This is a genomic window from Sinimarinibacterium flocculans (assembly GCF_003201205.1).
Lineage (GTDB): Bacteria > Pseudomonadota > Gammaproteobacteria > Nevskiales > Nevskiaceae > Solimonas > Solimonas flocculans.
In genome coordinates this window covers 465,832-491,153 of the sequence record NZ_QICN01000003.1, presented here as the reverse complement: position 1 = coordinate 491,153, position 25,322 = coordinate 465,832, and the positions used below count along the sequence as shown (strand labels likewise).

Sequence of the window (25,322 nt, the reverse complement as noted above, 5' to 3'; positions counted from 1 at the left end):
AAGCGATGAAAGTTCGTACCTCCGTCAAGAAGATGTGCCGCAACTGCAAGGTCGTGCGACGCAACGGCGTCGTGCGCGTGCTGTGCACCGACCCCCGCCACAAGCAGCGGCAGGGGTGATTCGCCGCGCTTGCGAGACCCCGGTGGGGTCTCGCGCGGCGAATCACGGGCGGCCACGGATGGCCGCCCCGGGGTCAGATCAGCGGCGCGTCGCCGCGCCAGGGACGGCAAGGACAGTGCTGGCCCGAGCCGGCACCGATTGAACGCTACACCCGGTTTCACTATAATGCGCGGCTTTTCCGCGCGACTTTGAGTCGAGGGCTGCACAATGGCACGTATTGCGGGCGTCAACATCCCGGATCGCAAGCACACGGTGATCGCACTGCGCGCGATCTACGGTATCGGCGCGACGCGCGCCAAGAAGATCTGCGCAGCCGCCGGGGTGGACCCGACCACGCAGATCCGCAGCCTGACCGAGGGTGAACTCGAGCAGCTGCGTACCGAAGTCGGCCGCTACATCGTCGAGGGCGACCTGCGTCGCGAAGTCTCGATGAGCATCAAGCGCCTGATCGACCTCGGCTGCTACCGCGGCCAGCGTCATCGCCGCGGCCTGCCGGTGCGCGGTCAGCGCACCCGTACCAATGCCCGTACCCGCAAGGGCCCGCGCCGCGCGACGATCGCCGGCAAGAAGAAAGCGTAAGTTCAAGGATTCCGGACCCAAGACATGGCAAGCCCGTCCACCGCCTCCACGGCGAAGCGCAAGAAGGTCAAGAAGAACGTCACCGACGCGGTGGCGCATATTCATGCGTCCTTCAACAACACGATCATCATGATCACCGACCGGCAGGGCAACACGCTGTCGTGGAGCACGGCCGGCGCCGCGGGATTCAAGGGATCGCGCAAGTCGACGCCGTTCGCCGCCCAGGTCGCCGCCGACAAGGCCGCGCAGGCCGCCGCCGAGCATGGCGTCCGCAGCGTGGAAGTGCGCGTGAAGGGCCCGGGCCCCGGCCGTGAGTCGGCCGTGCGTGCGCTCAACAACGCCGGCTTCAAGGTCACCAGCATCACCGACGTGACGCCGATTCCGCACAACGGCTGCCGCCCGGCCAAGCGCCGTCGCGTCTAAGGCGAGGACAGAACAATGGCACGTTATATCGGCCCCAAGTGCAAGCTTTCCCGCCGCGCCGGCACCGACCTGCTGCACAAGTCGCGCGCCCGCGCGATCGACAGCAAGTGCAACATGGAGACCCGTCCGGGTCAGCACGGCGCCGCCAAGACCCGCCTGTCGGATTACGCGCTGCAGCTGCGCGAGAAGCAGAAGCTCAAGCAGATGTACGGCGTGCTCGAGCGCCAGTTCCTCAACTACTACAAGAAGGCCGCCTCGAAGAAGGGCTCGACCGGCCTGATCCTGCTGCAGCTGCTGGAATCGCGCCTCGACAACGTCGTCTACCGCATGGGCTTCTCGCGCACCCGCGCCGAGGCCCGTCAGCTGGTCGGCCACAAGGGCATCCTGGTCAACGGCAAGCCGGTCAACATCCCGTCGTACCAGGTGCAGGTCGGTGACGTCGTCGAAGTCCGCGAAGCTGCCCGCAGCCAGACGCGCATCGCCGAGGCCCTGTCGATCGCCTCCCAGGTCGGCCTGCCGGACTGGATGGAAGTCGACGAGAAGGGTCTGAAGGGCACGCTCAAGGCGGTGCCGACGCGCGACCAGATCGTGCCGGACATCAACGAGCAGCTCGTCGTCGAGTTGTACTCGAAGTAAGAGGCCACGGGTGCCGCCGGCACCCCGGCCGTTGCCGTCGCCGCGTTGACGATCCGTCAACGCGACTGCGCCGGACACGCAATATTCGCTTCACGCGAGGTTATTCATGCAGAACGTCATTGCCGATCTTCTCAAGCCGCGCCAGATCGACGTCGAAACCCTTTCGGCGAACCGCTCGCGCGTCACGCTCGAACCGATGGAGCGTGGCTTCGGCCACACGCTGGGCAATGCGCTGCGCCGCATCCTGCTGTCGTCGATCCCGGGTGCCGCGATCACCGAGGTGCAGATCGAGGGGGTGGTCCACGAGTACAGCGCGATCGACGGCGTCCAGGAAGACGTGCTCGACATCCTGCTGAACATCAAGAACATCGCCGTGCGCCTGAACGCCCGCGAGGAAGCCACGCTGCGGCTCGAGAAGAGCGGCAAGGGCGTGGTCACCGCGGCCGACATCGCGCTCGACCACGACGTCGAGATCGTGAACCCGGATCTCGAGATCGCCCATCTGACCGGCGGCAAGCTCAACATCTCGCTCAAGGTCACCCGCGGCCGCGGCTACGTGCCGGCTGCCAGCGCGACCCGTGAAGAGGACGGCCGCGGCATTGGCGTGCTCAAGCTCGATGCCTCGTACAGCCCGGTTCGTCGCGTCAGCTACAGCGTCGAGCGCGCTCGCGTCGCCCAGCGCACCGACCTCGACAAGCTGATTCTCGACGTCGACACCAACGGTAGCGTCGACGCCGCCGAGGCCGTGCGCCTCGCCGCGCGCATCCTGCGCGACCAGCTGGCGGTGTTCGTCGACCTCGAGGCCGAGGCCGCGCAGTCCGCCGCAGCGCCCGGCAAGAAGGAGCTCTCGCCGATCCTGTTCCGTCCGATCGACGATCTCGAGCTCACGGTCCGCTCGGCCAACTGCCTGAAGGCCGAGAATATCTACTACATCGGCGATCTGGTGCAGCGCACCGAGATGGAGCTGATGAAGACCCCGAATCTCGGCAAGAAGTCGCTCAACGAGATCAAGGAAGCGCTCAAGTCGCACGAGCTTGAGCTCGGCATGAAGCTCGACAACTGGTCGTCGCCGAAGGTCTCGGCCTGACGCACCGCTAAGGAAAACACGTCATGCGTCACAAGATTGCAGGCCGCACGTTCGGCCGTACCAGCGCCCACCGCAAGGCGACGATGCAGGCCATCACCGTGGCCCTGCTCAAGCACGAGCTGATCAAGACCACGCTGCCCAAGGCCAAGGAACTGCGCCGTTTCGCCGAGCCGCTGATCACGCGCGCCAAGGAAGATTCGGTGCACAACCGTCGCTTGGCGTTCGCACGTCTGCGCGACCGCGACGCCGTGCAGAAGCTGTTCAACGAGCTGGGCCCGCGCTATAAGGCGCGTCCGGGCGGCTACCTGCGCATCCTGCGCTGCGGTTTCCGCGCCGGCGACGATGCGCCGATGGCCTACGTCGAGCTGATCGACCGCGGTGCGGCGACGGCAGCGGGCGGCGAGGAAGCGGCAGCGGCCTGAGCCTGCGAAGGGTTGTGAACACGCAAACGGGCGCCTCGGGGCGCCCGTTTGCGTTGTGGCGTCCGCTCAGCGCGCGAGCATGAAGCCGAGGCCGATCCGGGTGGTGCTGCGGTCGTAGTCGATCAGGCTCTCGCCGTAGCCGTGCCAGATCGAAAGGTTCCAGAACGCCCAGTCCGAGAACGGGGCGCTGTAGTTCACCGACACCGCGCCGTAACCGGTCGACGGATTGCCGCGCAGCATCACGGCCGCCGAGTGCCCGGACTCGCCGAACAGCCGCCGCTGCCAGCGCAGTTCGCCGTAGCCGTAGTAGCGGTAGATGTCGGGGTTGTCGTCGCGCTTGGGATCGTCGATCTCGCGGTCGTCGTCCTCGGGCAGGCGGTACCACAGCCGCAGGTGCAGCAACTGGCGGCCGGTTTCGTAGAACGCCGCGCCGATAAGGCGGTTCCAGCTGCGCGACTCGGGCAGTTCCGAGCCGTTGGACTCGTGGTCGATGCCGACGTCGAATCCGAGACCGGGGGCGCTGTGCCATTCGGGCTTCCAGCGGTAGAAGAACTCCGGGTTGTAGTTGGTTTCGCGGAACGGCCGCGAGTCATCTGTGTTGTAGACCTGCCAGAACGATTTCTGCGTGTAGCCGAAGAAGAAGTTGCGGTTGAACAGCCGTTGCTTGAGGCTGATCTGGAAGATCAGTTCGGTCTCGTCGCCCTGGAAATCGTCCGACCAGGTCAGCGGCAGCAGGTAGATCGGCTTGTGGAACGACAGTCCCGGGGTTTCGCTGACCAGCGTGAAGCGGTCGCTGCGGCCGAGGTTCTCGAAGATGTTGCGGCCGCCCTGGCGGGCGCTGTCTTCCGGTGTCGCCATCGGCACGCCCGACGGCGCCGGCGGCTCGGCGGACGGCGGCACGTCCGGGCCCAGGATGTCGGCGGCGTGCAGGGTTCGCGGGAGAACTCCCAGGCACAGGAGCAGGACGGTCAGGCGCATGGTGCGTCGGTCGGCGGGGAGCGGCGGCGCATTGTAGTCGGCGTCGGCGGGCTTCAGGTCGGCAGCAGGGCGTCGACGTAGGGGCGCATCACGCGCTCGACGCGGCACAGCCGGGCGTAGTGCCACAGGCGGCGCATGCTGACCTCGTGCTCGGTCAGCGCCGAGCGCAGCGCATCGACGGCGATGTGCGGGCCGATCTTGTTGCGGAACTTGAACAGATCCGCGAGCGTTTTCTCGAGACAGTAGATGTACACCTTCACGTTCTCGAGCACGTGGACCTCGACGCCCTCGGTGAACGCCGGGCCGCCGAGACGGGCGATGCGGATGTCCGGGAACTCCACGCGCGGTTTGGCGGCGCGACGTTCGATCGCGACGCTGACCTCGTCCGGGTCGAACTCGGCGAGGCCGTGGAACGCCAAGGCGGACTCGAGGCAGATGACGCCGTTGGGGATCGCGCGCGCGACGATCGCGAGAATCAGGTCGGTGGACAGGCGCGTGTTGGCGGCGACGTAGCTGCCGCGGCCGAGCTTCTGCAACTGGCCGCGGTCGCAAAGCCTGCGCAAGTACTCCGCCTGGATGCCATAAGGTACGAGGTCCTTGGGACGCAGGACCCCGAGCTTATGCACCAGCTGTAAGATGCGCTCGGCCTTGCTGTGCTCGTCCATCTGTGAACAACAGACACAAGTTTAAATAACTGTAGATAATTTCGAACTCGGCGATTGTCCGCGAAACCCCGCGCACCTTCAACGGAGTTCTGAGAATTAAGTTATATCTACATGTAATAAAAAGGATTATCAGCAGGTCATGAGGTTCTGAATGGAACCGAGGTCGAGGCGCCCGCGCCATATCCCGGGAATGGAATGGACCTGAACGCCGACGTGCTGGTCTCGCTGGTCGCCCTGGGCATGGGCATCGCCTTCGTCTCGGCGGACCGCAACTCGCCGGCGTCGCGCGCATTGGCGGCCGGATTCGCCTTCATCGGCCTGTCGATCCTGCTCAACGTCGTCGTCATGGCCGCCTGGCCGGTCCCGCCGGCGTGGAGCGGCTGGTTCGCCTGGCCGGAGGCGCTGGCCATCGTCTGCGTCCTCGAGTGGATCCTGCGCGTGCGCCGCACGCTCCCGGTCGCTCCCGGCGTCGACACCCGCGCCGGCGACCGCGCACTGCGTGTCGGGCAGCTCTGCGGGCTGTTCTACGGCATCGCGTCGGTCCTCGAGCCGGAACTGCGTCTGCAGGCCTTCATCCGTGCCGGCGAGCTGCCGCGCTTCTACCTGACGCCGGGCTTCTGGCTGTTCATGGGGCCGGTCCTGCTGGCGATGCTGGCCGGACTGGCGGGCATCCTGCTGCTGCTCAACCGGCGGCCAGACCGCGCCGAGGCGGTACGCGTCGTCGCCATGGCGCTGGCCACGCCGATGTTCGTCGCCGGCTTCGTGCTGCCCATCGACTACGCAGCGCTGGTCGTGGTCATCGGCGAGATGATCTTTCTGGTCGGCGCCGTTCACTACCACGTCCTGCAGGGCCAACGCGGACAGTTCATGTCGCGCTTCCTGTCGCCGCAGGTGGCGCGGCTGGTGTCCGAGCGCGGGCTCGACCAGGCGATGCGCGAGTCGAGCCGCGAGATCAGCGTGGTCTGCTGCGATCTGCGCGGGTTCACCCGCTACGCTGCGGCGCACCCGTCGAGCCAGGTGCTCGCGGTGCTGCGCGAGTACTACGACGACGTCGGCTGCGAGGCCGCCAGCTTCGGGGCCACGATCAAGGACTTTGCCGGCGACGGCGTGCTGATCCTCGTCGGTGCGCCGCTGCCGGTGGCGTACCACGCCGCGCGCGCGATCGAACTGGCGCAGCGCATCCGCGTCGTCGGCGCTGCGCTGTGCGGACGCTGGGAGCGGCCCGGGCATCGCCTCGGGATCGGCGTCGGCGTCGCCACGGGCATGGTCACCGTCGGCATCATCGGCTCGGCGTCGCGACTGGAATACACCGCGGTCGGTTCCGCCGTGAACCTGGCCTCACGCCTGTGCGAGCTGGCGGGAGACGGCGAGATCCTCGTCGATGCGCGCACGGCGGAACTGGCCGGCGATCCGCCGCTGCTGCAGTCGCGGCCGCCAGCGGCGCTCAAGGGTTTCGCCGGTCCGGTCGCGCATCACGCCGTGCCGGCCTGAACGCCGCGACCGGCTCAGTCCGCGTCCTGTGGCCCCACGGCCGTGTGGATGTTGCCGTCGGCGCCCATCCACGCGCGGAACATCGCACTGGAGTTGAACGGCAGCGCGAGCTGGCCTTCGTGGTCGATGGCGATGCAGCCGCCGCGCCCGCCGAGACGCCGCACCTCGTCGAGCCCGTCGTCGCAGGCCCGCGCCAGATCCCAGCCGCAGTAGGTCATCCGTGCATGCACCTCGAAGCCGAAGCCGCTGCGGATGAAGGCCTCGCCGGTCCCGGTGCAGGAGATGGCCGCGCTGCGGTCGTCGGCGAAGGTGCCGGCGCCGATCACCGGCGTGTCGCCGACGCGGCCCGGATGCTTGTTGGTCAGTCCGCCGGTGCTGGTGGCCGCCGCCAGGTGGCCCTCGGCATCGCGCACGACGGCGCCCACCGTGCCGAACGCGGCATCGGGCGCCGCGAACGACGCGTCGTCATGATCGAGCACGATCACGCCGCGGGCGTGCGCCTCCTTGAGCTGATGGAAGCGGATCTCGGTGATGAAGTGGTCGGGCGTGACTTCCTCGAGGCCGAGTTCGCGGTTCAGCGTCTCGGCGCCGGTGCCGGTGAACATCACGTGCGGCGAGCGTTCCATCACCGCGCGGGCCAGCCGTATCGGACTTTTCGCGCGCATCACGCCGGCCACCGCGCCGCATGCACGGTCGAGTCCGGACATGATCGCCGCGTCGAGTTCCGGCTGGCCGTCGCGATTGAGCACGGCGCCGATTCCGGCGTTGAACAGCGGGCATTCCTCGAGCAGGACAACCAGATGCTCCACCGCCTCGACTGCCGATGCGCCGTCCTGCAGCAACTGCCGTCCCTGCTGGGCGATGTCGCGCAGCGCGGCGCGCTGTTCGCGGGTGTCGGTGCGGTCGAGGGCGAGATCGCCGGCGCCGCCATGCAGGGCAAGTCGGATCATGTCGGACGCGAAAAGAGTGTGACGGCCGTTGCATCGGCGTGCACGGGGAGGGGCTAACTTAGCGCATCTTTCCGCCCGGAGCGTTTCATGTATCGATTTCCGATGCTGTTGGCTGCCGCACTGCTCGCGAGCTGCGCGATGCAGCCGTCGGCGCGTGTCGTGTCCGGTGACGGGCCCGGCATCCGCGCGGCCCGCGCCGAGCCGGCGCAGGGTGCCCGGCCGCGCGTCGCGGTGAGCGCATTCGAGTTTCGCGGCGATGCCGAACTCGGCGCAGGACTCGCCGACATGCTCACGGCCGCGCTGTTCAATGCCGACCGGTTCATCGTCCTGGAGCGCGCGCGCCTGGCCGAGGTCACTGCCGAGCAGGACCTCGCCGCCAGCGGACGCATCGATCCGCAGACCGCCGCGGCGACCGGGCAGATCGAGGGTGCCGAACTGCTGGTGCGCGGATCGGTCGTGCAGTTCGAACGCGACTGCGCGGGCGGCTCCGTGATCCTGGCGTCGACCCGGACGGCGTGCATGGCGGTGAACCTGCGCGTGATCGATGCGCGTACCGGCCGCATCGTCAACGCAACGACCGTCGAGGGCTCGTCGCGCAATGCCGGCGTCGGCTTCACCTACGCGCGCAGCGACCTGCCGATCGGCCTGGGCGCCTACCGCAATACGCCGATGGAACAGGCGCTGCGCGCCTGCATCGACGCAGCGGTCGCGCACATCGTCGAGACCAAGCTCTGAGAAACGTGCGCGCCGCCCTGCTGCTGACGGCGGCCGTGCTGACCGCGTGCGCGCCGTCGGCACGGCTCAGCCGCGGCGACGGCGAGTCGATCGCCGCGGTGCGGTCGCTCGCCGCGGACGCGAGACCGCGCATCGTCGTCGCGGCCGTGGTCGACCGCAGCGGCGAGGACGAGTCGGTCGACGCCGCCGTTGCGGCGCTCAACGCGCGGCGGTCCGCGGAGACGCCGCTGACGTCGCAGGCCCTGCTCGCCAGCGTGCGCGACCTGCTGATCACCGAGCTGTTCGCCTCGGGACGTTTCGTCGTCCTCGAGCGGGAGGCGCTCGATGCCGTGCTGGTCGAGCAGGCCTTCGTCGCCGAAGCCGCCGAGCTGGCGCTGCCGCCGGCGACGCTCGAAGGGGCGGACGTCCTGGTGCTGGCCGCGATCACCGCGATCGACCCCGGGCTGGACGGGGGCGCACTGCCGCTGCCGGTGCCGCTCGGCGATGACGGCATCGGCCTGCTGCACCTGCGCGCCGCGCGCGGATACGTCGCGCTCGACCTGCGCGTCGTCGACGCGCGCAGTGCGCGGGTGCTCGACGCCGCGACCGTCGAGGGGCGTTACTGGCGCCTGGGGGCGGACATGAGCGGCTACTTCGACATCGGCGGCGATATCCTCGAACTCCCCGGCCTCGCGCGCCTGTTCCGCAACACGCCGCTGGAAGCGGCGCTGCAGCGCATGAGCCTCGCCGCCGTCGCGCATATCTCCGGCGTCGCCGAGCGCTAGCGTTTCCGCGGTGTCTCCCCGGCGCAGGATCGGCATACTCCGCCGGTGACCCTGATCCTCGGCTTCATCCTCGCCTACATCGCCCTGCAGCTCGCCTTCGCCGCGTGGGCCGCGCGCCGCGTGCGCAACGAGGTCGACTACCTGCTTGCCGGCCGCCGGCTCGGGCCGTGGCTGGGCGTCTTCACGGTCTTCGCGACCTGGTTCGGCGCCGAGACCTGCATCGGCGCCGCGGGGCAGGCGCACGTGTCCGGCCTGTCGGGCGTGAACGCCGATCCCTTCGGTTACGCGCTCGGCATCGTCGTCATGGGGCTGGTGTTCGCCGTACCCCTGTGGCGGCGCGGCATCGTCACGCTCGCCGACCTGTTCCGCCAGCGCTTCGGCCCGGGGGTCGAGCGATGCGCCGCGGTCATCATGATCCCGACCTCGCTGCTGTGGGCGGCGGCGCAGATCCGTGCCTTCGGCCAGGTGCTCGCGGCCTCGTCCGATCTCGGCGTCGGCGTCGCCGTGACCCTCGCGGCGGTCGTCGTCATCGTCTACACGGCGACCGGCGGCATGTGGGCCGACGCGATGAGTGATCTGGTCCAGGGACTGGTGCTGATCGCCGGCGTGATCCTCGTCGGCATGCTCGTCTGGCAGTCCGGCGGTGCCAAGCAGCTGGCGGCGCTGCCGCCCGAGCGCCTGAGCTTCGTCGACGGGCAGGCGTCGTGGCTGGTCACCCTCGAGACCTTCGCCGTGCCCATCTGCGGTTCCATCGTCGCCCAGGAGCTGGTCGCGCGCATGCTGTCGATCCGCTCGCCGCAACTCGCGCGGCGCGCGACCGCCGGCGCCGGTCTGCTGTACCTGCTGGTCGGGCTGATTCCGGTCGGCGTCGGGCTGGTCGGCGTGCACTACGTGGGCGAACTCGACGAGCCGGACCAGGTCCTGATGCAGGTGGCGCAGACGCAGTTGCCCACCGTGCTCTACGCCATGTTCGTCGGTGCGCTGGTCTCGGCGATCCTGTCGACCGTCGACTCGGCGCTGCTGGTGTCGGGCTCGCTGGCCGCCCACAACCTCGTGCTGCCGCTGCGCCCCCGGCTCGACGAGGCGGCGCGGCTGCGCGTGAACCGCATCGCGGTGATCCTGTTCGGGCTGACCGCCTATGTGCTGGCGCTGGCGAGCGACAGCGTCTACGACCTCGTCGTCACGGCATCGAGCCTGGGATCGGCCGGCATCCTCGTGACGCTGCTGGCGGCCCTGTGGGCGCCGCGGTTCGGCGCCGCACCGGCGGCGTACGCGGCACTGCTTGCCGGCCTGCTGACCTATGTCGGCGCCGCCTGGGTCGGCGCGGCCGACTATCCCTACCTGATGTCGCTGGCAGCGGCCTTCGCCGCCTACGCGCTGCTGTCGCCGCTCGGCACGCGCCGCACGGCCGGCACCGTGCCGGCCTGAGCGCCGTGCGGCGCCCGCAGGGTCAGCGCCAGCTCAGCTCGCGGGCGCGCACGCCGCGGCCGTCGCCATCCTGCCCCAGGCTCTGCCAGGCGATCAGCGCGCGGCCGTCACCGCTGCGTGCCACCGACGGGAACAGCGAAGCGTAGGCGCTGCTGCTCACCAGCAGCGGCCCGAAGATGCCGCCGTCGGCATGCTGCACGGCGAAGCGCACCCGGTCCGCGGCATGCGCCGCGAGCAGCAGGTCGCCGGCGGGCGACAGGTCGATCGAGTTGCGCTCCACCAGTCCGGACGATGGCGGCAGCACGACCGCGGCCGGTCCCAGCGGGCTGGACGGACCGTCGTAGCGGCGCACGAAGATGCCGAGCGGCACGTTGCCGAAGGTGTAGGCCTCCCAGGCGATCACGAACTCGCCGGTCGGCGCCATCGCCACGCTGGCGAGATCCGCGTCGATGCCGTCGGCGACCGCATTGACGTCGTAAGGCTCCGACAGCGGCAGCAGGTCGGGGCCGAAGTGCTGCGCGCGCAGCACCGTGCCGGCCGAGGCCGTGGCCCAGACCAGCACGAAGTTGCCCTGCGCGTCCATCGCCACGCGCGGCGCGCGCGGGTACTGGTCGGTGGCCTGCACCGTCGTGCGCGTCGGTGCGGTGCGCGGCGTGCCGTCGGCGCTGTACACGCGCGCCTCGATCCAGCGGTCCTCGAGCTGGTTCTGGCCCAGCTCCTCGGCGAGCGCGCCGACCTCGCGGTTGCTCCATGCGATCACGAAGTTGCCGTCGGCCCCCATCGCGACCTGCGGCTCGGACTGCGAGTCGCGAATCGAATCGTCCGGGCCGACGCGGAATTCCTCGCCCAGGCGCGTACCGTCGGCGGCGAAGCGCTGCGCGAAGATCGTGCCGCCGGGGCTGCCCTGCAGCGAGCTGCGCCAGGCGACGACGAAATTGCCTTCGGCGTCCATGCCCACGGCGGGAAAGCTCTGCCGGCTGACGGTGTAGCTGTTGACCTGGAACTCGGGCCCTTCCGGCACGCCGTCGACGATGCGGCGCGCGAAGATGCCGAAATGGCTGCCGTCCTGGCCGAAGCTTTCCCAGACGACGACACCGCGGCCGTCACCGTTGGCGGCGACCACCGGACGCTGCTGGTCGAGGGCGGTCGTCGTGTTGATCGCGGCGGAGTCGCCGGTCCCGGGTTCGTTGCTCGAACCGCAGCCCGCGGCCAGCAGCACGAGCAGGACGGCGGCGCCGCGGCGCAGGTCGATGTCGGCGCGGATCATCGCGAAAACCTCTTGAAGAAGTCCCACATCGCGCGGTTCGCGCGCAGGTTCTGGGTGGTGATGCCGGCCACCGGCACGAAGTCGAGAACACCCGGCCAGGTGTGGCCGCCGCCGACGATCGTGTAGAGCGCGGCGCCGCCGTTGTCCGGGCAGTTGTCGTAGCTGTCGAGCTGGATCTGCGTGCCGTCGTCGACAGGTGCGGGCAGCGTCGTGCGCGTGGCGTTGGCCTCGCAGCCGTTGACCTCGGCCCAGAACGCGGCGGCGTCCTGGGCGCCGAGGGCACCGACGCCGAGCAGATCGCGGAGCAGCGACGGAACGCCGGGGCCGTACGGCACCTGCTCGTCCTCGGTGCCGTGGAAGAAGGCCATCGGTGTCGGCACCGCCGGCGCGCACTGCCGCGCCAGCGACTTGCGCATCGTCGCCGCCACCGAGGCGCCGGCGGCGATCTTGCCCGGATACTCGCAGGCCATGCGCACGGTCATGTTGCCGCCCTGCGAATAGCCGGTCATGTAGATGCGCGCGGGATCGAGGTCGTATCGCGCGACGTATTCGTCGATCATCGCGGCGAGAAAGCCGGCGTCGTCCGACGCGCCGATCTCGTTGGGATTGTGGGCCCAGGTGGCGTCGTCGGCGATCGGCAGCAGGATCACCACGCCCTCGTCGCGCGCCAGCTCGCCGATCTCGGTGAGGTTGGCCATGCTCGACGCGCTGCCGAGGTTGAAGTGCAGCACGACGATGGCGGGTGTGCGCGAGCCCCGGTCCTGCGGCTGCATCACGCCGACGCTGCGGGTGACGCCGTCACCGGAGTAGGTGAACGTGTCGTAGGTGATGCGCACGTTCTCCCAGGGCAGGAACGACAGCGCCGACGCGGGCAACGCGCACAGTGCAACCAGCGCCGCCAGCGCCGGACGCACGAATCCCCTCAGACCACCGGGCATCTCGATCTCCTCTGGATAGGGCGCCGCGCCCCGCTTGCGGCGGGTGCGGCGCGGCTGCTCAGTATTTTACCGAGCAACCGTACGGCCGCGTCACGGCGTGCTCGATCGGCTCGCCGGCGATCGCCTGCGCGAGTGCCAGCTCCACGTACGGCGTGGCCTTGTCGATGTCGTCGGGATCGGCCGACGGGATGCTGTCGATGCCACCCGCGTACACCAGCGTACCCTCGGGATCGACGATGAACATGTGCGGCGTGGTCTTGGCCTCGTAGAGACGGCCGACGTCGCCGCTCTCGTCGAGCAGCACGTGCGTCGGCACGGCCCCGCGGCTCTCGCTCAGCGCATCGGCCTGCGCGCCGCTGACGTGGCCCTGCTTGCCCGGCGCCGAAGAGATCACCGACAGCCAGGCGACATCCTGGTCGCGCGCCTGCTGCTGCAGCGCCTGCATGTTCCCCTTGTAGTGCTTCTGCACGAAGGGGCAGCCGTCGTTGGTCCATTCCAGGACGACGAACCGGCCCTTGAAGTCCGACAGGGCGACGGTCGCGCCCTTGCTGTCGGTGGCGGTGAAGCCCGGAGCCGGCTTGCCGACGGTGGGGGCGGCTGCGGCTGCGCCGGTGGCGAGGGCCGCGGCAACGGCGAGGGCGGAAGTCAGACGCATGATCAACTCCTTGCAGGGCCCTCCGGGGGCGGGATCACGACATCCCTGTCGCGGCTCCCGGGAAGGCGGGTTAGCGGATGGCGGCGATGACGATCTCGGGTGTGAGCAACTGCGGCAGCACCACGGGGTCTCCACCGTCCGGGTATACGAGATAGAGCGGCACGCCGTTGCGGCCGAAACGTGACAGTTCTTCGGTGATCAGCGGATCGGCGCGGGTCCAGTCGCCCACCAGGAAGGCGACGTCGTGCTCGGCGAAGGCGCGCTGCACCCGGTCCGACTTGAGCGCGACGCGCTCGTTGACCTTGCAGCTCAGGCACCAGTCCGCGGTGAAGTCGACGAAGACCGTGCGGCCGTCGGCGCGCAGCTCGGCGACGCGCTCGCTCGACCAGATCTCGGCCCCCTGCGCGACCGCGGCCGGCGTTCCCTTTTGCGCCGGCACGGCCGCGAGCGCCAGCGCGCCGGCGAGCGATGCCAGCTTCAGGCTCGACGCCACCACGCCGCGCGACGGCCACAGCCACAGCGCGAAGGCGATCGCGACCAGACCCATGAGTACCCGTGCCAGCGCCTGCGCATCGGTCTGGCGCACCAGCACCCACAGCAGCCAGACCACCGACAGATACAGCGGGAAGGCCATGAACTGCTTGAAGGTCTCCATCCACGCGCCGGGCCGGGGCAGCCAGCGCGCCAGGGCCGGGAACCAGCCGAGCAGCAGGAAGGGTAGCGCCAGGCCCAGGCCCAGGGTCGCGAACACCAGCAGGGCGACCCAGGCCGGCTGCGTCATCGCATAGCCGAGCGCCGTGCCCATGAACGGTGCCGTGCACGGGCTGGCGACGACGACGGCCAGCACACCGGTGAAGAACGCGCCCGAGAGTCCCGGTTTCTGCGCCAGCCCGCCGCCGAGATTCATCAGGCCGACACCGAACTGCGCGGCGCCGGAGAGCGACAGGCCGAGCGCGAACAGCACGTAGGCCATCAGTGCGACGAAGACCGGCGACTGCAGCTGGAAGCCCCAGCCGACGGCCTCGCCCGCGCCGCGCAGCCCGATCATCGCCGCGGCCACGAGCACGCAGGAAGCGATCACGCCGGCGGTGTAGGCCCAGGTCTGGCGCCGGCGTTCGCCGTGGTCGTCGGCGCCGGACTTCATCAGCGAGATCGCCTTGAGCGACAGCACCGGGAACACGCAGGGCATCAGGTTGAGAATCAGCCCGCCGAGCAGCGCAAACAGCAGGACCAGCACCAGCGCCGGCGGCGGCGCACCGGCATCGCTGCCTGCGCTACGCGGCGCGGCATCGACGGCGGGCAGCGGCGCCCCACCCGGGACGACGGCGACGCTGCCGGGTTCGGCGCTGATTTCGTAGGCCATGGTGCCGTCGTCGTTCTCGATGACGAGCACGCCGTCGACGCGGGCGGGCGCATCGACGAAGTACGGACTGGTCGTCTGGCTCAGGCGGACCCTGCCGGGTGATGCCGCGATCCGCTGCGGCGCCGCGTGGTTGACCAGGTCGTTGGCGTAGGGAAAGAACGCGATCGACCGGGGCGCGGCCTCGCGTGCGGGGCCTTCGATCTCCACCGAGACGTCCTGCGCGTCGACGGCGAAACGCGCCGGCCATCCGGGTGCCGGCCGCGGCAGCTCGCGCAGGGCCTTGTCGAACAGGTGCGCCCAGTCGGGGTTCGGCTGCAGGGCGTCGCCGGTCAGCGGCAGCGTCAGCTCGAGCGCCGCCGAGCCGGGCACGCAGATGTCCTTGCACGCCAGCCAGCTCGCCTCGGACTGCAGCGTCATCGTCGCCGCATCGACGCCTTCGTCGATACGGATCGTGACCGGATGCAGGGTTTCTTCCGCATAGCCGTAGTTGGTCAGCTCGCCGAGCGACTCCGGGTGCGGGTAGGGCCACTGGATCTCGCCGGCCTGCACGCCGTCCGGCAGGGTCCATTCGAGCTTGGTGGGGATGCCGGAGTCGCCCGGATTGCGCCAGTAGACGTGCCAGCCCGGCTCGGGCCGCAGGCGCAGGCCGACGAGGTTGTCGCCGACGCGCAGGGCCGTGTGCTGCGCATGCAGCTCGGCTTCGACCTCGGCAGTGCGCACCGGGGCCGCCGCCGCAATGCCCGACAGGCCGAGCGCGAGCAGCGCGCTCAGGCAGCGGCCGGTGAAAAGGCGTGAAGTCATGGATTCGTCGGAGATGGACAGGCGTCAGACCGCGATCCGCCGCCGGAGGTTCAGCATCCGGGCGACGACGGACGACGTGCAAGCCTAACAGCGTGGCCGCCGCGACGCGCCTGCGGTTTCGCCGCGCCGCGTTCGGCGGCAAACTGCGGGCATGAGTCCCCGTGTGAAAGCCCTGCTCGCGCTGTTGCTGCTCGGCGCCTGGCTGACGCCGGCGCCGGCCGCGGCCAGCGGTTCGATGCGCTGCGGATCGCGCCTGCTCAGCGAGGGCATGCTGGCCGCCGAGGCTGTCGCGATCTGCGGCGAACCCGACTTCGTCGACGTCTGGCCGTCGCCCCGCGGCCATGGCTACGGCTACGGCCTGCACGACAGCATCGAGGAGTGGATCTACAACCGTGGGTCGAGCCAGCTCCTGCGCGTGCTGCAGATCCGCAACGGCCGTATCCACAGTATCGGCACCGAAGGCTACGGCTTCGCCGAACAGGGCGCCGGCAGCTGCGGACAGACCGACATCCTGCGCGGCATGACCAAGTACCGGCTGCTGGCGCGCTGCGGCGAACCGCTGGCGCGCGTGGCCGACCACGTCTTCGTGCCCGACCGGCGGCACCGTCGCGGCAGCCTGCACGACAGCTACAACGCGGTGATCCGGGTCTACCGCGAGGAGTGGACGTACAACTTCGGCTCCAACCAGTTGCTGCGCATCGTCGTGCTGGAGAACGGCCGCGTCGAGGATGTGCGCGTCGGCCGTCGCGGCTTCGATCCGTAGTCCGCGCGCTGCGGCCGGGCGTATGATCGGCGCCCGTTTTTCGAACAGGCTCGTCCGATGCCCACCGAACGTCCCTACGACATCGTCCTGTTCGGCGCGACCGGCTTCACCGGTCAGCTCGTCGCCGAGTACTTGGCCCGCGCCGGCGGTCGCGCGCTGCGCTGGGCGCTCGCGGGGCGCAATCCGGACAAGCTGCGCGTGGTGCGCGCGCGCCTGACCGACGCCGCCGCCCACTGCCGCGAGCTGCCGCTGATCGAGGCCGACGTCGACGATCCGGCCTCGCTGCAACGCCTGGCACGCAGCGCGCGCGTCGTCATCACCACGGTCGGGCCGTACATCCGCTACGGCGAGGGGCTGGTCGCCGCCTGCGCTGCGGCCGGTACCGACTACGTCGATCTCACCGGCGAGCCGGAATTCGTCGACCGCATGTGGCTGCGCTACGACGCGGCGGCGCGCGCCAGCGGCGCGCGCATCGTGCACTGCTGCGGCTTCGACAGCATTCCGCACGACTTGGGCTGCTGGTTCACCGTGCAGCAGCTGCCGGAGAACGTGCCGCTGCGCGTGCAGGGATTCGTGCGCGCCGGCGGGCAGTTCTCCGGCGGCACCCTGCATTCGGCGATCACCGCGTTCTCGCGCCTGGGCACTTACGCCCGTGTGGCACGCGCACGCCGCCGCGCCGAGCGCCCCGAGCAGGCGCGACGCGTCGGCGCGATCCATCGCGGTCTTCGCTACGTGCGCGAGCTGGGTACGTGGACACTGCCGATGCCGAGCATCGACCCGCAGATCGTGCGCCACAGCGCCGCGACGATCGACCGCTACGGTCCGGATTTCCGCTACGGCCACTTCCTCCAGGTCAAGAAGCTGCCCAGCGCGCTGGCGCTGGCCGGCGGCGCCGGCGCGGCGCTGGTCGGCAGCCAGTTCGGCCCGACGCGCCGGCGCCTGCTGGCGCTGCGCGAGCCCGGGCAGGGGCCGGACGCGCGGCAGCGGGCGAAGGGCTGGTTTCGCGTGACCTTCATCGGCGAAGGCGGCGGGCGGCGTGTGCGCTGCGAGGTCAGCGGCGGCGATCCGGGCTACGGCGAAACCGCGAAGATGCTGGCCGAGTCGGCGCTGTGCCTGGCGCATGACGCACTGCCTGCGGGTGGCGGCGTGCTGACGCCGGCGCGGGCGATGGGCGATGCGCTGATCGCGCGTCTGCAGGCCGCCGGCATCGTGTTCCGCGTCGTCGAGGTGCAGCCGTGACGCCCGCTTTCTGGCTGGCGCTTGGCGCGGTCTACGGGTTTCTCGGCGTCGCGCTGGGCGCCTTCGGCGCCCACGCACTCAAGACGCGCCTGAGCGCGGAACTGCTCGTGGTGTGGAAGACCGCGGTCGAATACCAGATGTATCACGCGCTTGCGCTGCTCGGCGTCGGTCTGCTGCTGCGCCAGCTCGGCACCAGTGCGCCGCTGCAATGGGCGGGTGCGGGTTTCGCGCTCGGCGTGCTGCTGTTCAGCGGCAGCCTCTACGCGCTGTGCCTCAGCGGCGTGCGCGTGCTGGGGGCGATCACGCCGTTCGGCGGGATGTTGCTGCTCGCCGGCTGGGCACTGCTGCTGGTGGCCGCGCTTCGCGGCGCCTGATCGCCGCCGTCTTGTCGGCGCTATTCGCCCAGCGCCGCCAGCAGGCGGGCGCGAACGTCCTGCAGCGCCTGCTCGCGTGCCGACTGCATCGCCTGCGCCAGCTCCTCGCGGAACTGTTCGTGCACCGCGCGCAGTTCGACGTCGAACTGCTGGCGCCGGGCGTCGTGGTCCTGCGCACGCTGCTGGTGCAGGGCGTCCATCGTCTGACGCTGCTCTTCGCGCAGGGCCTCCAGCGCCGCCTCGTACTGGCTGCGCAGCGCCTCGACCGCCTGATCGCCGTGGCGGCGCAGGCTCTCGATCTCGCGTTCGAGGTGCTTGTGCACGTTCGCCAGGTCGCTGCCGAGACGCTGCTCGATCGCGTTGAGGCGCGCCTCGATTGCGCCCGCGCGCGCCTCGAGCGCCTGCGTGATCTGCGCGCTGTCGGTGCTCGCGGTGGCGAGATCGGCGCGCAGCAGGTCCAGCGATTCGCGCAGTTCCCGCAGCTCGCCGGCGTCGGCGGCAGCCGGTGTCGCCGCGGCGGTCCGGGCGGGCGCTGCCGCCACCGAGGTGTCGACGGCGGGCGCGGTCGGAACGGGATGCGGTTGCCCGGCGGGCGCGGAGGGCACCGGTGCCGGCGCCGCAGCCGACAGGGTCTCGATCTGCTTGAGGACGCGTTGCAGCTGGTCCGGGCTCGGCGGCTTCTGCAGCACTTCGGCCGCACCGCGGCTGCGCGCCTCGGCGACGAAGGCGCCGCCCTCGTTGGACGAGCAGATCACCACCGGAATTCCGGCGGTCTGCGGATCGTCCTTGATGTGCTGCAGCGCGGCGAAGCCATCCTCGCCGGGCATCACGTGATCGAGGAAGATCAGGTCCGGGCGCTGGTCCTGCAGCCAGGCGTAGGCGGCGCGGGCACTGTCGGCCGTGTCGACGCGAAACGCGTGCCCCTCCAGGTACTTGCGCAATGCGAAGCGGGCCGACTTGGAATCGTCGACGACCAGCGCGATGCGTTCGCCCATGCCAGCTCCCGGTGGCGTGCAGAGGGCTGCAATCTAGCATCGCCGGCGGACGGTGGCGCAACAAAAACGCGGCAGCGCCAGGCGCTGCCGCGAAGAAGCGTACCGCTGGTGCAGCGACTTACTTCTTCTTGGTCTTCTTTGCAGCCTTCTTCGCAGCTTTCTTGGCAGCCATGATCGACCTCCGATTGCGAAAGATGGCTGGCTCCGTAGACCCGATGTCTATGGTCTGCCAACCACGACTGATAGTGTCATCGCGTTTGTCAAGCCACAATACCTTGTATCAAGCCAGCCGACGAACGGTCAAAACATGACCATTGCCCCCGCCTCCCGATGAGCCGTCCCCGGATCTTTCCCGCGCAGTGGCAGCTCGCCTGCGAGGTGCTGGGAACGGTGCTGCGCGAAGGACGCGCGGCCGACCGCCTGTTGCAGGCGACCTTCCGCGAGCGCCGGGCCATGGGTGGCCGCGACCGCGCCCGCGTCACCGAGCTCGTCTACGGCAGCCTGCGTAACCTGCGACGCCTGCAGCGCGTCGCGGGTCGCAGGGAACCGGCGGCCCTCTGCGCCGTGCATGCACTCGACACCGGCATGAGCGATGCGGAGTCCCTGACGCGCCTCGGCGTGGCCGACGCCGCGGCGCTGGCCGCACGGCTGGCGCAGTTCGACGCCACGACGCTGACGCCGGCCGAAGCCCTCAACCTTCCGGACACGGTGTACGCCGCCTGGGACGCAGCGATCGGTGCCGGGGAAACCCGTGCGCTCGCCGCCGCGCTCGCGCAGCAGGCACCGGTGGACCTGCGCGTGAACGCGCTCAAGTGCGCGCCTGAGCAGGCGATCGAGGCGCTCGCCGCGGCGAACGTGGATGCCGGGCCGACACCGTGGGCGCCGCTGGGGCTGCGGCTCGCCGGCCGCGCGCCCCTGCAGCAGCTCGCCGCGTTCCGCGACGGCTGGATCGAGCCGCAGGACGAGGGCAGCCAGTTGCTGGCCTTGCTCGTCGGCGCGCGGCCGGGCGAGCGCATCGCCGACTGGTGCGCGGGCGCCGGCGGCAAGACCCTGGCGCTGGCGGCGGCGATGCGGGACAGCGGCGAGCTCTGGGCGATCGACATCGACGCGCAGCGTCTGCAGCGCCTCGGCCCGCGGTTGCAGCGCGCCGGCGTCGGCTGCGTGCGCGTGCACGCGCTCGACACGGTGCCCGACGAAACGACTTTCGATGCCGTGCTGGTCGACGCGCCCTGCTCGGCCACCGGGACCTGGCGTCGCCAGCCGGAGGCGCGGCTCAAGCCGCTCGATGTCGCGGCGCTGGCCGCGCAGCAGCGACAGATCCTCGAACGCGCGGCGCGCCACGTGCGAGCGGGCGGACGCCTGGTCTACGGGACCTGCAGCCTGCTCGATGCCGAGAACGCCGCCGTGGTCGAGGCCTTCCTTGCCGGCCATCCCTCATTCGAACCTGTCGACGCCGGCGACGTGCTCGCCGCGCAGGGCGTCCGCTTCCCCGGGCGCTACCTGCAGCTCTGGCCCCACCGGCACGGCACCGACGGCTTCTTCGGCGCCGTGCTGCGGCGGGTCGCCTGATCCGCGGCTACGAGCCGACGAAGCTCAAGGCAAAGCTGACCGGAATGCCGGTGGCGATCGACTGCAGGCCGGCGACCTCGCGCAGCTGCTCGACACCGGCCACCAGGTCGAAGGCCGCCGCATCGACGATCACCGGCTGTTCGCTGGTGACGAGCCAGCGCTGGGCGTCGAGCCGCGTCACGCGCAGCATCGCCGGCATCGTGCCGGCGAGGCCGTGCAACTCCAGCCGAACGTCCGTGCGCAGCAGTTGCGACGTGCCCGGCGCCAGGGCACCGATGACCTGCGGGTCGACGCTCAGCGTGACCACCGCCTGCGGATAGGACGCGGCCTCGAACAGCAGTTCGCGCATGCGCTGGTCGCGGATCTCGATGCCGGTCTGCACCGACTCGAGCCCGACCTTCAGGTTCGCCTCGCCCTCGGCATCGACGGTGCCGATGAGATCGGTGAAGCGGTGGACCTCGGCGATGCGATCGTTCTTGATCGAGACGAAGCTCAGCTGCGAGGCCTCGGCGTCGAGTCGCCACAGGCTCGGCTGTGCCGCGGTCTGCGGTGACGCGGTGGCGACGCCCGTGGGCTCGGCCGGCGTGGGGGCGGCGGGCCTGGAACAGGCCGCGAGCGCGCACAGGGCGACGAGCATCGCTGCGGCGGCTCGTGAGGGACGGTTCGGGGGGCGTGTCGGCATCATCGGGTGCTCCATGCGGGTGGTCAGGGCGAGGCCGGGCAGGCCTCGTGCATCGGAATCTGACCGAAGGGGTCGCCGAATCGTTCGTCACAGACGAAATCCCAGTCGGTCAGGGCGTCGAAGAAGGCCAGCAGGTCCGCGACCTCGTTCTCGTCGATCGCGAAGCCGATCATCAGGGCGTCCTTGTTCGGATTGCGCGCGCCGTCGCCGGCATACGGGCCGCCGGCGACATGGCGGCCGCCGCGCGCGTAATGGTCGACGACGACCTCGCGCAGCGTCGCGATCGAGCCATCGTGCATGTACGGCGCGGTCAGCGCCACATTGCGCAGCGTCGGCGGGCGGAACCGCCCCATGTCCGTGTCGCGGAACGTGAACGCGTACAGGCCCGGGTTGTTCGCCGGGTAGTTGCCGCTGGCCAGCGGATATCCGGTTGCCGGTCCGCGGATGTTGTACAGGCCGGTGTTCTTGTACTCGATGTTGTCGAGCGTGGTGCCCGCGTGCACGACCGAGTTCGCGAAGTTGAAGCCGTTGTGGCAGTGGTGGCACTCCAGCCGCTCTGAGTTGAACAGGGCCTCGCCGCTTCGTGCCGCCGCGCTCATCGTGCCGCGGTCGAAGGCGGAGTTGCCGGAAATCAGCGTCGCGGTGAACGCCGCCAGCGCCCGGGCGACGTTGTCGAGCGTGAACGGCTCGGCCGCATCGGGGAACGCTTCGGCGAAGCGCTGCACGTAGTCGCCATCGGCACGGAAGCGGTCGAGCATTTGCTGCTCGCGGCCGGCCCAGCCCAGCTCCACCGGGTCCTCGTTGAGCAGCACCAGCAAAGCCTGCTCGCGCAAGGTGCGGACGTTCGGATTGGCCCAGTTCTGTCGCGCGTTGTAGACCGCATTGACCAGCGTCTGCGCATTGCGCGGATGCACGTCGCCACCCGGGGCAAGCGAGGTCGTGCGTGCGTCGGTGAAGCCCAGCCGCTGTTCATGGCAGCTCGCGCAGGAGCCGTTGCCGCCTGCCGCGAGCCGCGGGTCGTAGAACAGGTGCCGGCCCAGCTCGACCATGGCGACCGACATGTCGGCGGGCGCCCGCGGTTCCGGGAAGCCCGGCGGCAGGTCGAAGACGTACCGATCCGGCGGCGGCGCCGTCGGAACCGGCCCCGGATCGGTACCACCGCCCCCGCCGCCGCAGGCGCCGAGCAGCGCCGCGACGACGGGGACGAGCCAGCGCATGCGCGGACTCACGGGCCGACGCTGAACAGTGACTGGTCGCGACGCGGGATCAGCTCGTTCGGCGACAGCGCAAAGTCCAGGTTGAGCTGGGGGAGGATGGTCACGCACTCCGGGTCGCCCGGAAAGGACATGCAGCCCGGCGCCGTGTCCTGCGTGTTGACCGTGATGTCGAGCTCGCCGATCACCGGTGCGATGTCTGCGATCACGGGGTTGCCGGCCGCGACCGGCGCGTAGTCGAGGCAGATGCGCGGACGGTTCGGGTAGGTGCAGGCGGCATCCGGCGGGGCGCCGAAATCGCCGGTGCCGTTGCTGCAGCCGGTGCTGCCCAGGTGCACGAAGAAGTTCTGCGTCAGCTCGGCATCGGTCCCGGTGCCATCGCTGCCATCGCCGCCGCCATGGTCCTCGCCCTCGTGCTTGCCGTGGCCGTGTCCGCCACCACCGCCGTCGCCACCCGGCACCTTGGCGTCGAAGCGCAGGAAGACGCGGCCCGACAGCCAGCTCCAGCTCATGCCGGTGACGTTCAGTGGGCTCGGCGCCGTGGCGACGTCGCTGTGGTTCAGCTCGAAGGGTACGCCCAGTTCGAAGCACAGGCGGTCGTACTCGCCTCGCGGCGCGCTGCCGGTCAGCGTCAGGTTGCGCAGCCGCGCCGGGCTGTCGCACCCCTGTGCATGCCCGATCAGTGCAAGGTTGCGTTCGGCGTCCTGGTAGACGGTGCCGTTGGGCTTGGCCGCGAGCCGTACCGGGACCGTGCCGCTGGCGTTCTCGAGCGTCAGCTTGCTGGCGTAGAAGCGGAAGCCCTCCATGCGCAGCGGCTGGGCGGTGTTGCCCAGGCCCTGGTAGGCCGCGCCGCACACCGCCTCGTGGCCGTTGACGCGTAAGGCGAAGGCGAGATTGACGAGCTGTTCGTCATCGCCGTGCGCCTGCAGCGAGGCGACGATGTTGTCGACCAGCAGCGCCTGCTGCCCGGCGCTGTTGGCCAGCGCATCGAAGTCCACGTTCTCGAACCACTCCTCGTAGCGTGTCGCGATCGTGATCTCCAGCGCCATGTCCTCGGCGCCCAGCGGCACCGGCTCGGCGAACGGCAGGGTCACCCGGCGCGCGGCGGCACCGGCCTTGGCCTGGATGCACGCGTGTTCCGTCACGGCCGCCGCCTCGGCGTCGGACAGGCCCGCCGTGGTCGGGTAGTAGCAGGGCGAGACGTTCACCGACACACCTTCGAGGCCTGTGTCGAGACCGTCCCCGTGCTTGGCCGCAGCGCCCGGCTGCAGCTCCACCACCACACCGCAGTAGGTGCCGGCCGATGCGACCAGGGTGCCGAGACCGGTCGGCTCTGTCGAAACGACGTTGACCGCACCTTCCGGGGCCTCTCCGCCGTGGCCGGCGTGGGCCTGCGCGGCGCCCACGGGGTTGAGCGCGTCGAGCAGCGGCAGCAGGCGATGCGCCACCGTGGCCTCGCAACGCTGCAGCTCGACCGGGACGAGGTTGAGCAGGCCGAGCTGCAGATCGACCTTCACGCCATCGCTGCGGCGGAAGGTCACGTAGTCGGGATTCGAATGCTTGGCGTGGCTGTCGTCGTGGGCATGCGGCGTGCCGACCGGCTGCGCCTTGAGCGTCACCGAGATGCCGTCGCTGCGGCTGCCGGTGTCGGAGCAGGCCGCGACCAGGCCGGCGCCGAGCAGCAGGGTGCCCAGGCGCAGAAGCTGAAGATGTGTCATGTGAGAGTCTCGAAAGGAAAGATCAGAAGTCGTAGGCGAGGCCGACCCGCAGGACCGGGTCTTCCTCCTGGTGGCCGTTGAGGTCGTCGAAGACCGGCACTTGTGCGCCGGCGCTGACGACCAGCTCGTCGAACACGCGCAGCGCCACGCCGCCGAACGCCATCGCCAGCGTTCCGCCGGAATCCCGGTCCTCGATGCTCAAAAAGCGGTTGCGCCCGGCGTGCCGCGCGTCGAGGCCCAGCTGCAGCGCGAGCGTCTGCGTGAGGCCGTACTGCGCCAGAGCGGAAGCGACCACGGCATCGCTCGGCGAGAAGTCCTGATGGCCGTCGCCGAAGCTGAACCAGGTCAGCGTCGTCGTGACGAACCACGGATAGCGGAAGTACGAGTACCAGCCGCCGAGGTTCGGCACCGTGCTGCCGGCGTCCGGCTGCACGTCGATGTCGAGGCGTTCGCCAGCGGCGTCTTCGACCTGCTCGGCGGTCGGCAGACGCACGCCGAAGCGCACACCGGCCAGATGCCGGCCGCTGACACCGCCTTCGCGCAGCAGCGTCCAGCGGCCGACGAGGTCGATGTCGCCGAGTCCCTCGGCCTGCTGGCGCGCCAGGTCGCTATCGCGGATCTGCTTGCGGACGAAGGGAATCTGCGCGGCGACGCTCAGGTCGCCGGTGACGGCGTAGGACAGGCCGAGCAGCAGGCGCTGCTCGTCGGTTTCGCGTTCGAGCACGGCGGGATCGCCCTGGCGCTCGCTGCGGTGGACGTAGTCGACGCCGACGCGAAAGCGGCTCTCGAAAGGTTTTTCTGCGCCGAACAGGCTGATCGTGTAATCCCCGCATTTGCAGGTCGAACAGGCCGATGCCGGCGCCTGCAGCAGCAGGGCGGCGAGGCCGGCGGCAACGGCCGGGCCCCGGAGACGGGATGACATGGAAAGGCTCCCTCGACCGCAGCAGCGGTCGCTGAGTGAAACGGCGACGCGCGCAGGCGCGTCGGACGGGCTTCGCTCAGGTGCTCAGGGGCGGGGCGCGCGCGGGTGGTCGTCGCGCGCGGCGAGAATCGGCGATCGCCGCATCGGTCGGCGTCGCGACGATGACGACCGTTTCCGGAGCGGTGCCGGCTGCGGCCGGCGATTGCGTCGCCGCGCTCGCATGCGCGCCGACGCAGGCATGGCAGTCCGTCAGCTCCGGCGCGGCATGGTCGGCGTCGAGTGCCGCGACGACTTCGGCTGGCAGGATCTGCCGCAGTTCGGCGGCGAGGCTGGGCGTCACGCCGGCACCGCACAGCGCGTAGCCGAGCGGATCGCCCGACCGGTCGGCGTAGGCGGCGGCGTGGACCTGCGGCAACAGCAGCTGCATCAGCACCGCCAGGGTGCCGAACCAGACGCCGAAGTGCCGGAACGTTCGCATGGGACGGCGATTCTGGCAGATCGCCCGCGCAGGCGGAACGCCGCGTGCCGGTCGTGCTCCTATACT

Annotated in this window: 27 protein-coding genes; 14 read left to right on the top strand and 13 right to left on the bottom strand. The window is 70.1% G+C overall.

Translation table 11 applies throughout. From position 1 onward, the window contains the following. The first annotated feature begins 5 nt into the window (after positions 1 to 5). The 6 genes from rpmJ to rplQ all read left to right on the top strand — a co-directional run bounded on the left by rpmJ (position 6) and on the right by rplQ (position 3,267). Positions 6 to 119: a 50S ribosomal protein L36 gene (gene rpmJ / locus C8D93_RS08650; protein WP_110264749.1), complete on the top strand. Its 114-nt coding sequence runs from the start codon at positions 6 to 8 to the stop codon at positions 117 to 119. 208 nt (positions 120 to 327) lie between these two features. Then, entirely contained in the window at positions 328 to 699 is a 372-nt protein-coding gene (rpsM, locus tag C8D93_RS08645; protein WP_110264748.1) for a 30S ribosomal protein S13, read from the top strand. Positions 700 to 723: 24 nt separating this feature from the next. Further along, entirely contained in the window at positions 724 to 1,122 is a 399-nt protein-coding gene (gene rpsK / locus C8D93_RS08640; RefSeq protein WP_110264747.1) for a 30S ribosomal protein S11, read from the top strand. 15 nt (positions 1,123 to 1,137) lie between these two features. Further along, entirely contained in the window at positions 1,138 to 1,758 is a 621-nt protein-coding gene (gene rpsD, locus C8D93_RS08635) for a 30S ribosomal protein S4 (protein WP_110264746.1), read from the top strand. A 106-nt stretch (positions 1,759 to 1,864) separates the two neighbouring features. Next, positions 1,865 to 2,845 (top strand): DNA-directed RNA polymerase subunit alpha, encoded by a 981-nt coding sequence (locus C8D93_RS08630; RefSeq protein WP_110264745.1) that lies wholly within the window; start codon positions 1,865 to 1,867, stop codon positions 2,843 to 2,845. Positions 2,846 to 2,868: 23 nt separating this feature from the next. After that, positions 2,869 to 3,267, top strand: a complete 399-nt coding sequence (rplQ, locus tag C8D93_RS08625) for a 50S ribosomal protein L17 (protein WP_110264744.1) — start codon at positions 2,869 to 2,871, stop codon at positions 3,265 to 3,267. Positions 3,268 to 3,333: 66 nt separating this feature from the next. On the opposite strand, the gene C8D93_RS08620 is transcribed toward rplQ, so the two are convergent. Together C8D93_RS08620 and C8D93_RS08615 are read right to left on the bottom strand one after the other, a co-directional pair. Further along, positions 3,334 to 4,245, bottom strand: a complete 912-nt coding sequence (locus tag C8D93_RS08620) for a phospholipase A (RefSeq protein ID WP_110264743.1) — start codon at positions 4,243 to 4,245, stop codon at positions 3,334 to 3,336. Positions 4,246 to 4,298: 53 nt separating this feature from the next. After that, the gene (locus C8D93_RS08615; protein ID WP_170123967.1) at positions 4,299 to 4,910 is read right to left on the bottom strand and encodes a type IV toxin-antitoxin system AbiEi family antitoxin domain-containing protein; all 612 of its coding nucleotides are present in this window, start codon (positions 4,908 to 4,910) and stop codon (positions 4,299 to 4,301) included. 195 nt (positions 4,911 to 5,105) lie between these two features. On the opposite strand from C8D93_RS08615, the gene C8D93_RS08610 reads away from it, so the two are divergent. Further along, positions 5,106 to 6,401, top strand: coding sequence for an adenylate/guanylate cyclase domain-containing protein (locus C8D93_RS08610; protein ID WP_110264742.1), 1,296 nt, complete (start codon positions 5,106 to 5,108; stop codon positions 6,399 to 6,401). A 14-nt stretch (positions 6,402 to 6,415) separates the two neighbouring features. Here C8D93_RS08610 and C8D93_RS08605 read toward each other — a convergent pair whose 3' ends face one another. Beyond that, positions 6,416 to 7,351 (bottom strand): isoaspartyl peptidase/L-asparaginase family protein, encoded by a 936-nt coding sequence (locus C8D93_RS08605; RefSeq protein WP_110264741.1) that lies wholly within the window; start codon positions 7,349 to 7,351, stop codon positions 6,416 to 6,418. A gap of 87 nt (positions 7,352 to 7,438) precedes the next feature. Between C8D93_RS08605 and C8D93_RS08600 the strand changes: the two genes are divergently transcribed. The 3 genes from C8D93_RS08600 to C8D93_RS08590 are packed head-to-tail and all read left to right on the top strand — an operon-like array spanning position 7,439 to position 10,278. Continuing rightward, positions 7,439 to 8,086: a CsgG/HfaB family protein gene (locus C8D93_RS08600; RefSeq protein ID WP_110264740.1), complete on the top strand. Its 648-nt coding sequence runs from the start codon at positions 7,439 to 7,441 to the stop codon at positions 8,084 to 8,086. Between the two features lie 5 nt (positions 8,087 to 8,091). Next, positions 8,092 to 8,850: a CsgG/HfaB family protein gene (locus tag C8D93_RS08595; protein WP_170123966.1), complete on the top strand. Its 759-nt coding sequence runs from the start codon at positions 8,092 to 8,094 to the stop codon at positions 8,848 to 8,850. Positions 8,851 to 8,895: 45 nt separating this feature from the next. Next, entirely contained in the window at positions 8,896 to 10,278 is a 1,383-nt protein-coding gene (locus tag C8D93_RS08590; protein ID WP_245903860.1) for a high affinity choline transporter 1, read from the top strand. 22 nt (positions 10,279 to 10,300) lie between these two features. Here the strand turns inward: C8D93_RS08590 and C8D93_RS08585 are convergent, their stop codons facing one another. The 4 genes from C8D93_RS08585 to C8D93_RS08570 all read right to left on the bottom strand — a co-directional run bounded on the left by C8D93_RS08585 (position 10,301) and on the right by C8D93_RS08570 (position 15,302). Continuing rightward, positions 10,301 to 11,545: a hypothetical protein gene (locus tag C8D93_RS08585; protein ID WP_110264738.1), complete on the bottom strand. Its 1,245-nt coding sequence runs from the start codon at positions 11,543 to 11,545 to the stop codon at positions 10,301 to 10,303. Further along, positions 11,542 to 12,483 carry a CE1 family esterase gene (locus tag C8D93_RS08580; RefSeq protein ID WP_110264737.1) on the bottom strand — a complete coding sequence of 314 codons (942 nt, stop codon included), beginning with the start codon at positions 12,481 to 12,483 and terminating at the stop codon, positions 11,542 to 11,544. The genes C8D93_RS08585 and C8D93_RS08580 overlap by 4 nt, the downstream gene beginning before the upstream one ends. 58 nt (positions 12,484 to 12,541) lie before the next feature. Then, positions 12,542 to 13,138, bottom strand: a complete 597-nt coding sequence (locus C8D93_RS08575; RefSeq protein WP_110264815.1) for a redoxin domain-containing protein — start codon at positions 13,136 to 13,138, stop codon at positions 12,542 to 12,544. Between the two features lie 70 nt (positions 13,139 to 13,208). Further along, on the bottom strand, positions 13,209 to 15,302 hold the full coding sequence (locus C8D93_RS08570) for a protein-disulfide reductase DsbD family protein (RefSeq protein WP_110264736.1): 2,094 nt from the start codon (positions 15,300 to 15,302) through the stop codon (positions 13,209 to 13,211). Positions 15,303 to 15,465: 163 nt separating this feature from the next. On the opposite strand from C8D93_RS08570, the gene C8D93_RS08565 reads away from it, so the two are divergent. Genes C8D93_RS08565 through C8D93_RS08555 form a run of 3 tightly spaced genes read left to right on the top strand, consistent with a single transcriptional unit; the run spans position 15,466 to position 17,678 of the window. Then, positions 15,466 to 16,065 carry a DUF2845 domain-containing protein gene (locus C8D93_RS08565; protein WP_170123965.1) on the top strand — a complete coding sequence of 200 codons (600 nt, stop codon included), beginning with the start codon at positions 15,466 to 15,468 and terminating at the stop codon, positions 16,063 to 16,065. A 57-nt stretch (positions 16,066 to 16,122) separates the two neighbouring features. Then, entirely contained in the window at positions 16,123 to 17,304 is a 1,182-nt protein-coding gene (locus tag C8D93_RS08560; protein ID WP_110264734.1) for a saccharopine dehydrogenase family protein, read from the top strand. Continuing rightward, positions 17,301 to 17,678 (top strand): DUF423 domain-containing protein, encoded by a 378-nt coding sequence (locus C8D93_RS08555; RefSeq protein ID WP_110264733.1) that lies wholly within the window; start codon positions 17,301 to 17,303, stop codon positions 17,676 to 17,678. Before C8D93_RS08560 ends, C8D93_RS08555 begins: the two co-directional genes overlap by 4 nt. Positions 17,679 to 17,698: 20 nt before the next feature. Here the strand turns inward: C8D93_RS08555 and C8D93_RS08550 are convergent, their stop codons facing one another. Further along, positions 17,699 to 18,673 carry a response regulator gene (locus C8D93_RS08550; RefSeq protein ID WP_110264732.1) on the bottom strand — a complete coding sequence of 325 codons (975 nt, stop codon included), beginning with the start codon at positions 18,671 to 18,673 and terminating at the stop codon, positions 17,699 to 17,701. Between the two features lie 330 nt (positions 18,674 to 19,003). Here C8D93_RS08550 and C8D93_RS08545 point away from each other — a divergent pair, with 330 nt between their 5' ends. Continuing rightward, entirely contained in the window at positions 19,004 to 20,242 is a 1,239-nt protein-coding gene (locus tag C8D93_RS08545) for an RsmB/NOP family class I SAM-dependent RNA methyltransferase (RefSeq protein WP_110264731.1), read from the top strand. Between the two features lie 7 nt (positions 20,243 to 20,249). Here C8D93_RS08545 and C8D93_RS08540 read toward each other — a convergent pair whose 3' ends face one another. The 5 genes from C8D93_RS08540 to C8D93_RS08520 form a co-directional block, all read right to left on the bottom strand. Further along, the gene (locus C8D93_RS08540) at positions 20,250 to 20,924 is read right to left on the bottom strand and encodes a YceI family protein (RefSeq protein WP_211307265.1); all 675 of its coding nucleotides are present in this window, start codon (positions 20,922 to 20,924) and stop codon (positions 20,250 to 20,252) included. Between the two features lie 23 nt (positions 20,925 to 20,947). Beyond that, complete coding sequence (locus C8D93_RS08535) at positions 20,948 to 22,141, bottom strand: methanobactin export MATE transporter MbnM (protein WP_110264729.1); 1,194 nt, start codon at positions 22,139 to 22,141, stop codon at positions 20,948 to 20,950. Positions 22,142 to 22,149: 8 nt separating this feature from the next. Then, the gene (locus C8D93_RS08530; protein ID WP_110264728.1) at positions 22,150 to 23,856 is read right to left on the bottom strand and encodes an MbnP family copper-binding protein; all 1,707 of its coding nucleotides are present in this window, start codon (positions 23,854 to 23,856) and stop codon (positions 22,150 to 22,152) included. A gap of 22 nt (positions 23,857 to 23,878) precedes the next feature. Continuing rightward, positions 23,879 to 24,778, bottom strand: coding sequence for a hypothetical protein (locus C8D93_RS08525; protein WP_110264727.1), 900 nt, complete (start codon positions 24,776 to 24,778; stop codon positions 23,879 to 23,881). Positions 24,779 to 24,854: 76 nt separating this feature from the next. Continuing rightward, positions 24,855 to 25,256, bottom strand: coding sequence for a hypothetical protein (locus C8D93_RS08520; RefSeq protein ID WP_110264726.1), 402 nt, complete (start codon positions 25,254 to 25,256; stop codon positions 24,855 to 24,857). Between the last annotated feature and the right edge of the window lie 66 nt (positions 25,257 to 25,322).

Bases quoted from the DNA above. Each gene is read 5' to 3' on its own strand.
- rpsD (WP_110264746.1), top strand. From the start codon at position 1,138: ATGGCACGTTATATCGGCCCCAAGTGCAAGCTTTCCCGCCGCGCCGGC.
- C8D93_RS08610 (WP_110264742.1), top strand. From the start codon at position 5,106: ATGGACCTGAACGCCGACGTGCTGGTCTCGCTGGTCGCCCTGGGCATG.
- C8D93_RS08630 (WP_110264745.1), top strand. From the start codon at position 1,865: ATGCAGAACGTCATTGCCGATCTTCTCAAGCCGCGCCAGATCGACGTC.
- C8D93_RS08525 (WP_110264727.1), bottom strand. From the start codon at position 24,778: ATGTCATCCCGTCTCCGGGGCCCGGCCGTTGCCGCCGGCCTCGCCGCC.
- C8D93_RS08615 (WP_170123967.1), bottom strand. From the start codon at position 4,910: ATGGACGAGCACAGCAAGGCCGAGCGCATCTTACAGCTGGTGCATAAG.
- rpmJ (WP_110264749.1), top strand. From the start codon at position 6: ATGAAAGTTCGTACCTCCGTCAAGAAGATGTGCCGCAACTGCAAGGTC.
- C8D93_RS08585 (WP_110264738.1), bottom strand. From the start codon at position 11,545: ATGATCCGCGCCGACATCGACCTGCGCCGCGGCGCCGCCGTCCTGCTC.
- C8D93_RS08545 (WP_110264731.1), top strand. From the start codon at position 19,004: ATGAGCCGTCCCCGGATCTTTCCCGCGCAGTGGCAGCTCGCCTGCGAG.
- C8D93_RS08560 (WP_110264734.1), top strand. From the start codon at position 16,123: ATGCCCACCGAACGTCCCTACGACATCGTCCTGTTCGGCGCGACCGGC.
- C8D93_RS08575 (WP_110264815.1), bottom strand. From the start codon at position 13,138: ATGCGTCTGACTTCCGCCCTCGCCGTTGCCGCGGCCCTCGCCACCGGC.
- C8D93_RS08620 (WP_110264743.1), bottom strand. From the start codon at position 4,245: ATGCGCCTGACCGTCCTGCTCCTGTGCCTGGGAGTTCTCCCGCGAACC.
- C8D93_RS08520 (WP_110264726.1), bottom strand. From the start codon at position 25,256: ATGCGAACGTTCCGGCACTTCGGCGTCTGGTTCGGCACCCTGGCGGTG.
- C8D93_RS08535 (WP_110264729.1), bottom strand. From the start codon at position 22,141: ATGCGCTGGCTCGTCCCCGTCGTCGCGGCGCTGCTCGGCGCCTGCGGC.
- C8D93_RS08605 (WP_110264741.1), bottom strand. From the start codon at position 7,351: ATGATCCGACTTGCCCTGCATGGCGGCGCCGGCGATCTCGCCCTCGAC.
- C8D93_RS08570 (WP_110264736.1), bottom strand. From the start codon at position 15,302: ATGACTTCACGCCTTTTCACCGGCCGCTGCCTGAGCGCGCTGCTCGCG.
- rpsK (WP_110264747.1), top strand. From the start codon at position 724: ATGGCAAGCCCGTCCACCGCCTCCACGGCGAAGCGCAAGAAGGTCAAG.
- C8D93_RS08550 (WP_110264732.1), bottom strand. From the start codon at position 18,673: ATGGGCGAACGCATCGCGCTGGTCGTCGACGATTCCAAGTCGGCCCGC.
- C8D93_RS08540 (WP_211307265.1), bottom strand. From the start codon at position 20,924: ATGCCGACACGCCCCCCGAACCGTCCCTCACGAGCCGCCGCAGCGATG.
- C8D93_RS08580 (WP_110264737.1), bottom strand. From the start codon at position 12,483: ATGCCCGGTGGTCTGAGGGGATTCGTGCGTCCGGCGCTGGCGGCGCTG.
- rplQ (WP_110264744.1), top strand. From the start codon at position 2,869: ATGCGTCACAAGATTGCAGGCCGCACGTTCGGCCGTACCAGCGCCCAC.
- C8D93_RS08600 (WP_110264740.1), top strand. From the start codon at position 7,439: ATGTATCGATTTCCGATGCTGTTGGCTGCCGCACTGCTCGCGAGCTGC.
- C8D93_RS08530 (WP_110264728.1), bottom strand. From the start codon at position 23,856: ATGACACATCTTCAGCTTCTGCGCCTGGGCACCCTGCTGCTCGGCGCC.
- rpsM (WP_110264748.1), top strand. From the start codon at position 328: ATGGCACGTATTGCGGGCGTCAACATCCCGGATCGCAAGCACACGGTG.